The organism is Paenibacillus sinopodophylli (assembly GCF_005930355.1).
GTDB lineage: Bacteria > Bacillota > Bacilli > Paenibacillales > Paenibacillaceae > Pristimantibacillus > Pristimantibacillus sinopodophylli.
On the sequence record NZ_VDBO01000003.1, the window covers coordinates 493,425 to 505,391 of the forward strand.

The window sequence follows — 11,967 nt, forward strand, 5'->3', positions numbered from 1 at the left end:
GATAGGTATCCTCCTTATCGTTGAAAATTTTACAATTACGCAGCAGCTTCATCTTGCAATAAAGTGTGCATAACCGTTCCATCGATATCCGAAGTAGAAGCTACTCCGATATCAGAATGGCAAATCATCCTCTGATATATCAATCGGGCGTCCGTCATCCTGGAAAGGATCACGGCTGTCGTTACGTGAGTTATTGCCAGATGGCCGGTTGCCGCCGCTTTGGGAAGCGTTGCCGCCGTAAGATCCGCCGCCGCTGCTTGTACCGCCGCTGTAGCTGCTTCCGCCTTCTTCGCGCGAGCCGCCGTCTTTGTTGGATTCCAAGAACCGTACGTTATCAGCGATAACTTCCGTTACGTAGACGCGTTTGCCTTCGTTGTTCTCGTAATTCCGCACTTGAATGCGTCCTTCAACCGCTGTTAAGCGGCCTTTACGCAAGTAGTTGGCGCAAGTCTCGGCCAGTTGACGCCATGTTACAACCGGAATGAAATCCGCTTCACGCTCGCCTTGACCACCGCTCGTAAACGGACGATCTACTGCTAACGTAAACTGTGTAACTGCAACACCTGCAGGCGTATAGCGAAGCTCTGGGTCTCTCGTCAATCTACCAATTAGTATAACACGATTCAACATCGTTTCTGACCTCCCAATCGAACAATCCAGCGTGGATTAAGCGACGTCTCTGACGATCAACGAACGGATAACTTCATCCGTAATCTTCATGATGCGGTCAAGTTCATTCACAACTTCAGTCGTTGCGTTGAAATGTACCAAGACAAAATAACCATCACGAAGCTTGTTGATTTCATACGCAAGACGACGTTTTCCGCTCACATCTTGCTTTGTGACTTCTCCGCCGTTGGAGATAATGCCATGGAATTTGTCAACGATTGCCTGCAAGGCTTCTTGCTCAACGTCAGGACGAACGATGTACATTACTTCATATTTGCGCATATTGTTTCACCTCCTCTTGGACTAGCGGCCCCATAAATGGAGCAAGGAACGAGCTTCTGCTCGCATCTCTATATTATATCAAATCCAATCGCCTATGACAAGTGTAAATGACAGATGAAGCCGGCCAAACGTTTACACCCGATATCTTCTACTTATGTAATCGAGCCCAGTTGCAAATACTATTTCAGGCGGATAGATGAGAAGCAATGATCTTACCGTTTATTGATTACCTTATTGGAGGTTGATGATAATGGGTGAAGGAACGATGTTCTCGCCGGGAGACAAAGCACCAAATGATGGAACATATATCGAGGAAGGCGTAAATGCCTTTCACATGGGCATTCAGAATCCGAAGAAGGTAACCTTGAACAAGGGACAACATTTCCCCGACACCAGCAATCATGAACGCAAGTGGAAGCGTATGGGACATTAATTAAACGTTGCTGTTAACAAACAGAACAGAAGCCTGCTCACACGAGCTAGCTTCTATTCTGTTTCCACATGCCAAGCTTTGCGCGGTCGATCTGGCAGGTAGCCATGCTGCTCACGATACGCCTTACGCTCCGCCGTAAAATCCCACCATTGCTTTTCGCTCTCAGGATGACTTGCATGATACACAGCCAGCCTCATCACATCCTCCACGCAGGGGTCCATCCAAACGCCATGCAGACGTTCCAGACGATCTACAAGCTGAGCGCCGCTCTCTCCGCTTTCCTTTATCATCTCTATAGAGCTAAAACCAAGCTCCGTTAAGTTTTTCGCGAGGCTCGGCCCGATCGATGGTATTCCTTGAAAGATAGCAAGGCCACGTATATGCTCCGCTCGATCCATTGATATCTGCAAAGTCGCACTCAGCTCAGCAGCAGAATATTTTTTCAAATCCATTAGCTTAATCTTCGCTTTTCTTAACAGCTTGCGTTCGTCTTCGGATAAAGGCAGCTTAGGTGTGCTCATCTGAACCCCGCCTTCCTGATATAGATATAAAAAAAACGATTCGGCAAGCGAATCGTTTGTCTGTTTGTTTATGGCGGAGAAGGTGGGATTCGAACCCACGCACGGTTTGACCCGCCTAGCTGATTTCGAGTCAGCCCCCTTGGGCCTCTTGGGTACCTCTCCGCATGTAAATATTATCATATCACACAGCTTGTCATCATGCAAGATATTTATTTCCATAATGAAAGCATACTCTAGAAGGAATCTAGTCCAACTTCACCCGATCCATTAGAGCGAAGCACTTTTTTCATGTTTTTTTCGAATTTCGCTCTCGGGATGAGCACACTATGTTTGCAGCCCACACATTTGATGCGTATGTCCATGCCCATCCGTATGATTTCCATTTCATTAGAGCCGCATGGATGCTGTTTTTTCATCTGAACAACGTCGCCCAGCTCGAATTGTTTACGCTCCATCTTTCACGCCTCCCTTTTCATTTCGGTGATAGGTTACCATTCTAGGGTATGGTATTTCGATTCCGTTCGCGTCCAGTGCTTTCTTAATCACCATGTTGAGCTTACGCGCTATAACCGGATGGGTGTTTGGCCGACATTCTGCAATGACGCGTATCGTTACTCCTGTTGGAGCAATAGTCTGAATACCAAGCACCTCTGGCGCATTAATCAGATTCTCATCTTGCATCGCAATCATCGTATGGCGGATTACCTCAAGTGCGCGATCAACCTCTTCCTCAAAAGCAATCGAGATATCGATGACTGCAATGCTGTTATTAATCGAGAAGTTGGTAACCTCATTAATCATGCCATTGGGGACAATATGCACTTCTCCCGTCCAGCTTTGAATTCTGGTTGTGCGCAGACCGATAACTTCCACCGTTCCTTTGAATTGTCCGGTCTGAATCACGTCACCAACAGCGAATTGATCCTCCAGTACAATGAAGAACCCGGTTATAATATCTTTCACTAAACTTTGTGCACCGAATCCGATCGCTAATCCGAGGACGCCTGCCCCAGCGAGCAATGGCCCAAGGTTAATGCCAAACTCAGATAATACGAGCATGATTGTAATAAAATAGACGACATAGGAGGCCACATTTTTCATGAGCTTACCTACGGTTGTCATTCGTCTAGTATGGCTAGCCGCCCTCTTGCTCTCACGCTCCAATATGACACGATCAATGGTTTTATGTATAGCCCATACGACTAATCGCCCAATAACAAGGAACATGATGACCCTCAGCGCTGAGCTTCCGAAGGCTTCCCACCAACTATTGTCTGTTAACCATGTGACAGTCCTATCATAGCCTTCATTGATTGACATCTCTGCTCCTTCCCTGAAACCTTCAATTCGGTTTACATTTCGATTTGCTCATAACCATTCTCGACTGGCTTAAATATACCTCTAACCTCTACGTTTTCTTGAACGATGACGTCCTTCACCATGACCAAGTCCGCTTCGGGAAAATGAATGGATAAAGCACAGCCAGCTGTTATTTCCTTTGGCGTTGGACAAATGTCAATTTCAATTTCAGCATATTCAAGCAGCATCTCCGCACGCAACGCTTGCTGCGTCGAGTCGAACGCAATTAACACGTGCAAGACCTCCATTTTATTCGAATATGAAACAAGTAAACATAATAAATATCAAATCTATCTGACGTATAAAATGGTTGTCCTATCCATATACTAGTAACATATCGGTATTATCGGAGGGATTCTATGAAACTTTCATTTATTAAAGAAGCGCCATTGAAGGTACCCTACACGACTGCGAATGTTATAGGCATGCTCGTTAACCGTCTGACCGCTATGCTGGAGGAGCTTGCAGATAAACGCCCCATAGTCGTCGTATGCATCGGAACAGACCGATCTACCGGCGATTCATTGGGACCGCTTATCGGCACCCATTTGTCCAAGTATCGTAGTCCTCATTTCTCGTTATTCGGTACATTAGAGAATCCCGTACATGCCATGAATTTAGATGAGACGCTTATAGAGATTAACAAACGCTATCACAAACCATTTGTAATTGGCATTGACGCTTGTCTTGGCCAAGTATCCAGCGTTGGGAGCATTCAAGTCGGTATCGGTCCTGTTCGTCCAGGAGCTGGTGTCAACAAAGATCTTCCTCCGGTAGGCGACATTCATATTACCGGTATCGTAAATGTTGGCGGCTTTATGGAGTATTTTGTTCTACAAAACACACGCTTGCATCTTGTTATGAAAATGTCGGATATTATCTCGCTTAGTCTATTTACCGCTATTGCCAACCACGCCCATTTAACTACCGGTGCTCTTGAGCAAACGGCTGCTTCGGATACGAATTAACTGAAGCTTATTTCGCCTCTATAATGGCTTTCCGCTCCTCCGGAGTCAACGGATAGGTTGATTCGCCCTTCTCAACTGGTTTAGCATACACATAAGTATTATCTCTGCTATGAATACCTGAGAAGATAGCACCATCCTTCTCATCATTAACAATCGCAATCGAAAAACTAAGATCACTGCCTTGCTCGGCAAAGGCATTGTATCGAACGATACCTATTTTGTTTTTTTGAAGCGGCAATGCTGATTGAATACCCACTAGCTGTGCTTTTAGTTGTTTATTAGCCTGCTGCTGCTCAGCAAGACCTTCCTTCAGTTGAATAATGATTTCCTCCATGTTTGTAACTCCTGTATTCCCCATGACCGCTGTATATTGCTTTCTCAGCTTTTTCAGCCGCCCGCCGACGACTGCAACCCATATGATTAATATGATGACCAATAAAGCGATAACTACCGTAACAGCATTCATCGGATTTGATGTCCAGTCTTCCATTGTTGTTAATCCGCCCCCAATTCATTGCTATGCTCCGTACTGCTGTGCGATTTCCTTTATGGCCGCTGATAATGCATCAACTTCCTCATTTGTTGTAAATACACCTACGCTGGCGCGAATGGCTCCCGTCTCCGTTGTCCCCGCACTTGCATGTGCGAGCGGTGAACAGTGAAAGCCGGCTCGCACGGCAATGCGATAATGCTGGTCTAATATAAATGACAGTTCCGATGGATCAACTCCACTCAAGTTAAAAGCAACAATTCCAGTGCGCTCTTGGCCAAGTTCGGGTCCTAGCAGCTTCACACCATTAATGAGCTTTAGTCCCTCCATCAGCCGTTGTGTCAATAACCATTCCTTAGTATGGATTTTCTGAACAGTCTCATTCAACACATACTGAACACCAGCTTTAAGCCCTGCTAAGCCCGGTGTATTTTGCGTGCCCGCCTCGTAACGATCAGGTCTTACCATAGGCTGTTCAAGCGCCTCAGATTGACTCCCCGTCCCACCATGCAACAAAGGCACTAACTCAAGCTCAGGATCGATGTACAAGCCTCCTGTGCCTTGTGGACCCAACAGGCCTTTGTGACCTGGAAAAGCCAACATGTCGATTCCCATTGCCTTCACATCTACAGGAATAATGCCAGCACTTTGAGCTGCATCGACAAGCAGTTTAATGCCATGTTTTTGAGTCAGTTCACCAATTTGTGCAACTGGCATAATAGTACCAAGAAGATTTGAACTATGATTAACAACAATAAGCGTAGTTTGTGGACGTATGGCATTGGCAACATCATCTATATTCAAATACCCTCGTTCATCTGACTGCAAGTAAGTGACTTCAACACCACTGGTCTGCTCCAAATAATATAACGGTCTCCTTACCGAATTGTGTTCAACCGAGGTAGCAATGACATGATCGCCTGGCTTCACCCAGCCTTTTATCGCCATATTCAGCGCCATCGTCGTATTGGAAGTAAAAGCAATATCATTTGGGTTTTTTATGTTAAAAAGCTTAGCAAGCTGCTTTCGCGTCTCGAACAAAATTCGACTTGCGCGTACTGCCATCGCATGGCTTCCTCTGCCTGGATTAGCTGCATCATTTAGCATCGCCTGTACAATGGCTTCCGTTACCGCTGGCGGTTTGGGCCAAGAGGTTGCTGCATGGTCCAAATAGATGAGCGATTGTTCAGTGTCTATCATCATTTCACACCTTTCCTAGCTGTCTCTCCACAACAATGGCATACCTTAGTTTAATCTTTCAAAAGCAAGATTACAACTTAGGTATGCCATTGTTTGAATAGCGTCTATGCCATATATTGAAGCAATTCGAGTAGTCTTTCCAAGTCTTGTTTACTATAATATTGCAGTTCAATTTTCCCTTTATCTTTCTGCTGTTTGATCTTTACCGTTGTCTTAAATCGTTCTCTAAGAGACTCTTCAAGATGGTCGATATACGGATCACGTTTCCGCTGTGTTGCCTTTGCTGCAGTATCATCTGGCTGCTTTGCATCTAGATTTTGAATCGCTTCTTCCAGCTCACGGACGCTCCATTCCTGCGACACAGTAAGATCAGCCAATTCCTTTTGCTTCTTATCATCCTTAATTCCGACCAAAGCTCTTGCATGCCCCATGGAAATTGTTCCACGTGAAACATTGTCTTTGATTTCGGTAGGTAATGAAAGCAGACGCACAAAGTTTGCAATATGCGAGCGCGACTTTCCAACTTTCATGGAAAGCTCCTCTTGCGTAAGTTTAAATTTATCAATAAGTGCTTGGTAGGCAATCGCCACCTCTATTGCATTCAAATCCTCACGTTGAAGATTTTCAATTAAAGCAATCTCCATAACTTGTTGATCCGTGAAGCTTCTTACAACAGCTGGTATCGTAGCATTGCCACAATATTGCGATGCACGGAAACGTCTTTCACCCGCTATAATCTCATAGCCTTTGAGGACAGTCCGTACAATAATAGGTTGAATAATGCCATGCTGCTTGATCGACTCTGCCAACTCTTTAATAGAATCCTCGTCAAACGTCTTTCTTGGTTGATAGGGATTTGGTCTTAACTGGTTCAATGATATTTCAATAACTTTATCGTCGTCATTCACAGAAAGCGATGGGATAAGCGCATCTAGCCCTCTACCTAGCCGCTTGCTCATACATAATCACTTCCTTTGCGAGTTCAGTGTAAACTTCCGCACCTTTAGAACGTGGATCGTATGTGATAATAGCTTGTCCATGTGATGGCGCCTCACTTAAACGAACATTGCGAGGAATTATGGTTTGATACACTTTTTGTTGGAAGTACTTTTTAACTTCTTCGATAACCTGAATGCCCAAATTCGTTCTTGCATCAAGCATCGTTAGAAGAACACCTTCGATTTGAAGCGATGTATTAAGATGCTTCTGAACCAAACGAACCGTATTAAGAAGCTGACTTAATCCTTCTAATGCATAATATTCACATTGAATCGGAATAAGTACAGAATCTGCTGCAGTCAAAGAATTGATTGTTAGAATACCTAATGATGGAGGACAATCAATAAGAACATAATCGAATTCATCTTTAACCATATGCAGTGATTTCTTCAGACGAAGCTCACGTGAAATGGTTGGAACCAACTCAATTTCTGCTCCTGCCAGTTGAATCGTTGCAGGTATAATCTTTAGTCCTGGAACGCTAGTCTCAAACATCGCATCCTTCGGATGAACATCATTAATAAGCACATCATAAATGCAGTTTGTTACGTCACCCTTGTTAATGCCTAATCCACTCGTTGTATTCCCTTGTGGATCGATGTCGACTAACAACACTTTTTTTCCGAGTGAAGCTAGGCAAGCAGCTAAATTGACAGACGTTGTCGTTTTTCCGACACCGCCTTTTTGATTGGCTATAGCTATAATTTTGGACAAAACCGGCTCACCTCTATGTGTATAGCTTTTATGTGCTAAGTCTTGAAGTCATTTAATGATTCGAACCATATCATTCATTGTTGAAGTATATCCCTGATTGTAGTATAAAACATACTGTTCATAATTCGCATTTAATCCCTTATTGCAATTCAAGCAATTTAGCTACAAATGGCTTCGCCGCCCTCATAGAGGGCGGCACAAAAAAAGCGTAATTATGAGCATAATAATTACTTCTATCGCTTAGGAATCTGAATGACAATCTCATAATGATCGTCATGATCCTTTTCATTCGTCTTAATTTGTAAACCTGAACCGGATACCATTTCAATGGATTGTCTGATTGTATTTAAAGCTAATCGAACATCCTTCGTAAATGAAACACGTTTTGCCTTTTTCAACTTCGTTGATTCCTTCAAAAAGGCAATTCTAACCTCAGTTTGTTTGACATTTAAATCCTTATTCATAATTTCATCTAAAACTTTCAACTGCAGCTCTTCACTATCCAACGACAGCAAAGCACGTGCATGCCGCTCTGTAATTTTCCGCTCCATTAAAGCCATCTTAATCGTATCATTCAACATTAGCAACCGCAATTTATTTGCAATCGTAGACTGGCTCTTGCCTAGACGTTGTGCCAAGCTTTCCTGCGTTAATTGATGTAACTCAATTAGTTTCTGATAAGCAATCGCCTCTTCAATAGCAGACAAACCTTCTCTCTGAAGGTTTTCGATTAGCGCAATAGATGCAGTCTGTGAATCATTAAATTCGCGAACAATACCAGGAATCGTATCATAGCCAAGTTTGGTAACTGCGCGCCAGCGGCGCTCCCCAGCTATAATTTCATATCTTCCATTCCGCATACGTACAACAATAGGTTGAATGACACCATGCGTTCTAATAGTTTGGCATAATTCTTCAATTCGGTCGTCATCAAAAATGCTCCGAGGCTGGAACGGGCTCGGATCAATCTCTTGAATCGGTATTTGCCGAACTTCTTCTTGCGGTATGCGCTGCTCGGACAGGCCGAACAATCGAGAAAATTGTTCTTTCATATCGATAATTACCACCCGATCATGAGATAAACCTCGTATTATTTCATATCAAATGAATCCATCTTCTCCCTCATATGGTTGGGATTAATGCATTTCATTTCAAATGCAGCTCTTATAACCTTTTTGCAAAAGCAGGCTGCTATTTTATTCATGAGTAACCACGAGGTTTTTGCATTAAATACGCTTCAGCAGTAAGATTGGTTCATTTCCATTAAGATGATTTTTATTGCCTGAACCTATCTCTGGTAATAATCATCAACTGCACGGCGAACATCCATGGCAACTTTCATTCGGCAATAACAGTAGAGGCTATTTAAATATAAACAGATGTATTTCAATTATACACATCGCTTATATTTCCCGTAATGCGAATTACTGACCGTTCTATAAACATGGCTCTTTTATTCGCGATGTAACGGTATTATCCAGTCTCTTCATCTACATTATAAATTCGACTATGATCGCTTGTTCTCCTGCTTGACACATGCTTGTGGTTGAATAAATCTTGTATGAATCCATTGCTCTATACGACAGAGACAATAAATGTTTCACGTGGAACAATGAATGCTACCTACACAAGTGGTTGCTTAATTGGAGTTCCCGCTTTTCTTGGGTACTTGCGCGGAGTAACATCAAGCTTCTGAATTAATACAATATGACGCTCTGATTGTTCATTTGGAAGTACGAGTTGATGTTGGGATTTAATCTTCCCTTTTAGCTCTTTCAAGCTAAACGTCGCCTCGCGAACCTCTTCATCTGATTGAGAGCCTTTCATAGCTGCGAATATACCACCTTTTTTAACAAACGGTAGACAGAATTCATTGAGTACGTTCAAACGTGCGACTGCCCTCGCAGTTACCAAGTCGTAGCTGTCACGATGTACTTGCTGCTGCGCAATATCCTCAGCACGGCCATGCAAGCATATGACATTATCGAGTCCAAGCTGCTCCGTCAAATGAGTGAGAAATTGGATTCTCTTATTTAATGAATCAACAATCATTACTTGAAGATGCGGGAAGCAAATTTTCAGCGGTATACTGGGAAAACCTGCGCCAGATCCGATGTCAGCGAGCTTGCGAACGCTATCCATATTCGTATAGAAGGATAGTGATACCGAATCATAGAAATGCTTCTCATACACAGCATCTCGTTCTGTAATGCCTGTCAGATTCATTTTTTCGTTCCACTCAACAAGTAGTCGATAATATAGCTCGAATTGGTCAAGTTGAACAGTGGAAAGCGGAATACCGCTCTCCTCCATTTTTTTTGTGAACCATTGCAATGTATCATCCATCTTATGAACCTCTCGCTGCAGTTACGCGGTTATAGTGCTCTAGATATACAAGTAGAATAGAAATGTCAGCTGGTGTTACTCCCGCAATACGCGAAGCTTGACCAATTGATAAGGGACGAATAAGCGAAAGCTTTTGCTTTGCTTCCGAAGCTAAGCTCCTCACATCGTTGTAAACAATGTCATCTGGAATTCGCTTTTTCTCCATTTTGTTCATACGTTGTACCTGTATAAGCTGCTTTTCAATATAACCTGCGTACTTGATTTGAATCTCGACTTGTTCCTTCATATCTTCTTTCATTTCTGGTACAGATGGTACGACCGATTCAAGCATCGCATACGTTACCTCCGGACGTCTTAGCAAGGAAAGCGCGTCTGTACCGTGCTCCAGTGGAGCAGTTCCTGCAGCTACAAGCATTTCATGCACTTGATCCGGTTTCACCTTTGTTCCACGAAGTCGCTCAATATCGAGTTCAACCATTTCTTTTTTGTGCAAAAATTTATTGTAGCGTTCTTCCGAAATAAGGCCAATTTCGAAGCCTGTTGGCGTTAGCCGAAGATCCGCATTGTCGTGACGAAGCAACAACCGGTACTCTGCACGCGAGGTCAGTAACCGATAAGGATCATTTGTACCTTTTGTAACCAGGTCATCAATCATAACGCCAATATAGCCTTCTTCTCTTCCAATAATGATCGGCTCTTTCCCTTGAACTTTGCGGGCAGCGTTAATGCCTGCCATAACGCCCTGTCCTGCAGCCTCTTCATATCCAGATGTGCCATTAATTTGACCTGCAGTAAACAAGCTATCGATAACTTTCGTTTCCAAGGATGGCCACAGTTGCGTAGGAACTACAGCATCATACTCAATCGCATAGCCATTACGCATCATCTCAACTTTTTCCAAACCTGGTATTGAACGTAAAATGCCTAGCTGCACATCCTCTGGCATGCTTGTTGATAATCCCTGCACGTAATACTCCGAAGTATTTTTACCTTCAGGCTCCAGGAAGATCTGATGTTTAGGTTTGTCCGCGAAGCGAACAATTTTATCCTCAATAGATGGACAGTAGCGCGGCCCAGTACCCTCAATAGCACCAGAAAACATAGGTGCACGGTGCAAATTATCATTGATGATTTTATGTGTCGCTTCTGATGTATACGTTAGCCAGCACGGCAACTGCTCATTCGTAGATGATTCTGTTTCGTGAGAGAAAAACTTAGGTTTATCATCGCCGGGTTGAATTTCTGTTTTGGAGAAATCAATTGTGTCTTTGTGAACGCGCGGCGGCGTACCTGTTTTGAAACGAACGAGCTCAAGACCATGCTCCTTCAAGCTTGCAGAAAGTCTTACCGATGGCTGCTGATTGTTTGGACCACTTTCATACATCAGCTCACCCATAATAATTTTACCGCGCAAATAGGTTCCGGTTGTTACGACCGTCGTACGAGCACGATACTCTGCGCCTGTTTTAGTGACTATGCCTAAACATTTGCCATCCTCAACGATAAGTTCTTCTGCCATCCCTTGGCGAAGTGTCAAATGTGGTGTTTCTTCAATCGTCTTCTTCATCAAATGCTGGTAATCAAACTTATCAGCTTGTGCGCGCAATGCATGAACTGCAGGCCCTTTACCTGTATTAAGCATTCTCATTTGAATAAACGTTTTATCGATATTTCGTCCCATCTCGCCGCCCAGAGCATCAATTTCACGAACAACATGCCCTTTGGCTGGGCCACCAATTGATGGATTACAAGGCATAAAAGCAACCATATCCAAATTTATCGTAAGCAGTAGCGTTTCGCAGCCCATACGTGCAGCAGCCAGTGCCGCTTCGCAGCCTGCATGCCCTGCTCCAATGACAATAACGTCATATTCTCCAGCTATATATCTCATTTTTATCCTCCTTAAGGTTTTCGTAGAAAACCCTCTTCATAAGCACAAGCTCTGGTTTTTATAGAAAACCAGCCACAAAAAAATCCGTTTGATGC

The 11,967-nt window shown here is 43.5% G+C and carries 15 protein-coding genes and 1 tRNA gene; 2 read left to right on the forward strand and 14 right to left on the reverse strand.

What is annotated here, in order from left to right; translation table 11 throughout:
* Positions 1–111: 111 nt before the first annotated feature.
* Together ssb and rpsF are read right to left on the reverse strand one after the other, a co-directional pair.
* Positions 112–630, reverse strand: a complete 519-nt coding sequence (ssb, locus tag FGT79_RS17060) for a single-stranded DNA-binding protein (RefSeq protein WP_138754009.1) — start codon at positions 628–630, stop codon at positions 112–114.
* A 36-nt stretch (positions 631–666) separates the two neighbouring features.
* Positions 667–951, reverse strand: coding sequence for a 30S ribosomal protein S6 (gene rpsF, locus FGT79_RS17065; RefSeq protein ID WP_053373427.1), 285 nt, complete (start codon positions 949–951; stop codon positions 667–669).
* Between the two features lie 250 nt (positions 952–1,201).
* On the opposite strand from rpsF, the gene FGT79_RS17070 reads away from it, so the two are divergent.
* Positions 1,202–1,384, forward strand: coding sequence for a YjzC family protein (locus tag FGT79_RS17070; RefSeq protein ID WP_138754010.1), 183 nt, complete (start codon positions 1,202–1,204; stop codon positions 1,382–1,384).
* Positions 1,385–1,437: 53 nt separating this feature from the next.
* On the opposite strand, the gene FGT79_RS17075 is transcribed toward FGT79_RS17070, so the two are convergent.
* The 5 genes from FGT79_RS17075 to FGT79_RS17095 form a co-directional block, all read right to left on the reverse strand.
* A complete protein-coding gene (locus FGT79_RS17075) occupies positions 1,438–1,905 on the reverse strand; it encodes a helix-hairpin-helix domain-containing protein (protein ID WP_138754011.1) in 468 nt (155 codons plus the stop codon).
* A 71-nt stretch (positions 1,906–1,976) separates the two neighbouring features.
* Positions 1,977–2,067 (reverse strand) — tRNA-Ser (locus tag FGT79_RS17080).
* Positions 2,068–2,138: 71 nt separating this feature from the next.
* On the reverse strand, positions 2,139–2,360 hold the full coding sequence (locus FGT79_RS17085; protein WP_138754012.1) for a DUF951 domain-containing protein: 222 nt from the start codon (positions 2,358–2,360) through the stop codon (positions 2,139–2,141).
* Positions 2,350–3,225 carry a mechanosensitive ion channel family protein gene (locus FGT79_RS17090; protein ID WP_138754013.1) on the reverse strand — a complete coding sequence of 292 codons (876 nt, stop codon included), beginning with the start codon at positions 3,223–3,225 and terminating at the stop codon, positions 2,350–2,352. The genes FGT79_RS17085 and FGT79_RS17090 overlap by 11 nt, the downstream gene beginning before the upstream one ends.
* 32 nt (positions 3,226–3,257) lie before the next feature.
* On the reverse strand, positions 3,258–3,512 hold the full coding sequence (locus tag FGT79_RS17095; protein ID WP_138754014.1) for a putative Se/S carrier protein: 255 nt from the start codon (positions 3,510–3,512) through the stop codon (positions 3,258–3,260).
* A 111-nt stretch (positions 3,513–3,623) separates the two neighbouring features.
* On the opposite strand from FGT79_RS17095, the gene yyaC reads away from it, so the two are divergent.
* The gene (gene yyaC / locus FGT79_RS17100) at positions 3,624–4,232 is read left to right on the forward strand and encodes a spore protease YyaC (protein WP_138754015.1); all 609 of its coding nucleotides are present in this window, start codon (positions 3,624–3,626) and stop codon (positions 4,230–4,232) included.
* Positions 4,233–4,239: 7 nt separating this feature from the next.
* Here yyaC and FGT79_RS17105 read toward each other — a convergent pair whose 3' ends face one another.
* The 7 genes from FGT79_RS17105 to mnmG form a co-directional block, all read right to left on the reverse strand.
* A complete protein-coding gene (locus tag FGT79_RS17105; RefSeq protein WP_138754016.1) occupies positions 4,240–4,722 on the reverse strand; it encodes a DUF4446 family protein in 483 nt (160 codons plus the stop codon).
* A 27-nt stretch (positions 4,723–4,749) separates the two neighbouring features.
* Positions 4,750–5,925, reverse strand: a complete 1,176-nt coding sequence (locus FGT79_RS17110; RefSeq protein ID WP_138754017.1) for an aminotransferase class V-fold PLP-dependent enzyme — start codon at positions 5,923–5,925, stop codon at positions 4,750–4,752.
* Between the two features lie 101 nt (positions 5,926–6,026).
* Entirely contained in the window at positions 6,027–6,881 is an 855-nt protein-coding gene (locus FGT79_RS17115) for a ParB/RepB/Spo0J family partition protein (RefSeq protein ID WP_138754018.1), read from the reverse strand.
* The gene (locus tag FGT79_RS17120; RefSeq protein WP_138754019.1) at positions 6,862–7,635 is read right to left on the reverse strand and encodes a ParA family protein; all 774 of its coding nucleotides are present in this window, start codon (positions 7,633–7,635) and stop codon (positions 6,862–6,864) included. The genes FGT79_RS17115 and FGT79_RS17120 overlap by 20 nt, the downstream gene beginning before the upstream one ends.
* A 233-nt stretch (positions 7,636–7,868) precedes the next feature.
* Positions 7,869–8,687 (reverse strand): nucleoid occlusion protein, encoded by an 819-nt coding sequence (gene noc / locus FGT79_RS17125; RefSeq protein ID WP_138754020.1) that lies wholly within the window; start codon positions 8,685–8,687, stop codon positions 7,869–7,871.
* Positions 8,688–9,258: 571 nt separating this feature from the next.
* Positions 9,259–9,981: a 16S rRNA (guanine(527)-N(7))-methyltransferase RsmG gene (rsmG, locus tag FGT79_RS17130; RefSeq protein WP_138754021.1), complete on the reverse strand. Its 723-nt coding sequence runs from the start codon at positions 9,979–9,981 to the stop codon at positions 9,259–9,261.
* Between the two features lies 1 nt (position 9,982).
* Positions 9,983–11,872 (reverse strand): tRNA uridine-5-carboxymethylaminomethyl(34) synthesis enzyme MnmG, encoded by a 1,890-nt coding sequence (mnmG, locus tag FGT79_RS17135; protein WP_138754022.1) that lies wholly within the window; start codon positions 11,870–11,872, stop codon positions 9,983–9,985.
* Positions 11,873–11,967 lie beyond the last annotated feature (95 nt).

Coding starts and splice junctions, on each gene's coding strand:
- FGT79_RS17115 (WP_138754018.1), bottom strand. CDS start 6,881: ATGAGCAAGCGGCTAGGTAGAGGGCTAGATGCGCTTATCCCATCGCTT.
- FGT79_RS17095 (WP_138754014.1), bottom strand. CDS start 3,512: ATGGAGGTCTTGCACGTGTTAATTGCGTTCGACTCGACGCAGCAAGCG.
- FGT79_RS17110 (WP_138754017.1), bottom strand. CDS start 5,925: ATGATGATAGACACTGAACAATCGCTCATCTATTTGGACCATGCAGCA.
- yyaC (WP_138754015.1), top strand. CDS start 3,624: ATGAAACTTTCATTTATTAAAGAAGCGCCATTGAAGGTACCCTACACG.
- rsmG (WP_138754021.1), bottom strand. CDS start 9,981: ATGGATGATACATTGCAATGGTTCACAAAAAAAATGGAGGAGAGCGGT.
- FGT79_RS17070 (WP_138754010.1), top strand. CDS start 1,202: ATGGGTGAAGGAACGATGTTCTCGCCGGGAGACAAAGCACCAAATGAT.
- rpsF (WP_053373427.1), bottom strand. CDS start 951: ATGCGCAAATATGAAGTAATGTACATCGTTCGTCCTGACGTTGAGCAA.
- FGT79_RS17075 (WP_138754011.1), bottom strand. CDS start 1,905: ATGAGCACACCTAAGCTGCCTTTATCCGAAGACGAACGCAAGCTGTTA.
- mnmG (WP_138754022.1), bottom strand. CDS start 11,872: ATGAGATATATAGCTGGAGAATATGACGTTATTGTCATTGGAGCAGGG.
- ssb (WP_138754009.1), bottom strand. CDS start 630: ATGTTGAATCGTGTTATACTAATTGGTAGATTGACGAGAGACCCAGAG.
- noc (WP_138754020.1), bottom strand. CDS start 8,687: ATGAAAGAACAATTTTCTCGATTGTTCGGCCTGTCCGAGCAGCGCATA.
- FGT79_RS17090 (WP_138754013.1), bottom strand. CDS start 3,225: ATGTCAATCAATGAAGGCTATGATAGGACTGTCACATGGTTAACAGAC.
- FGT79_RS17105 (WP_138754016.1), bottom strand. CDS start 4,722: ATGGAAGACTGGACATCAAATCCGATGAATGCTGTTACGGTAGTTATC.
- FGT79_RS17085 (WP_138754012.1), bottom strand. CDS start 2,360: ATGGAGCGTAAACAATTCGAGCTGGGCGACGTTGTTCAGATGAAAAAA.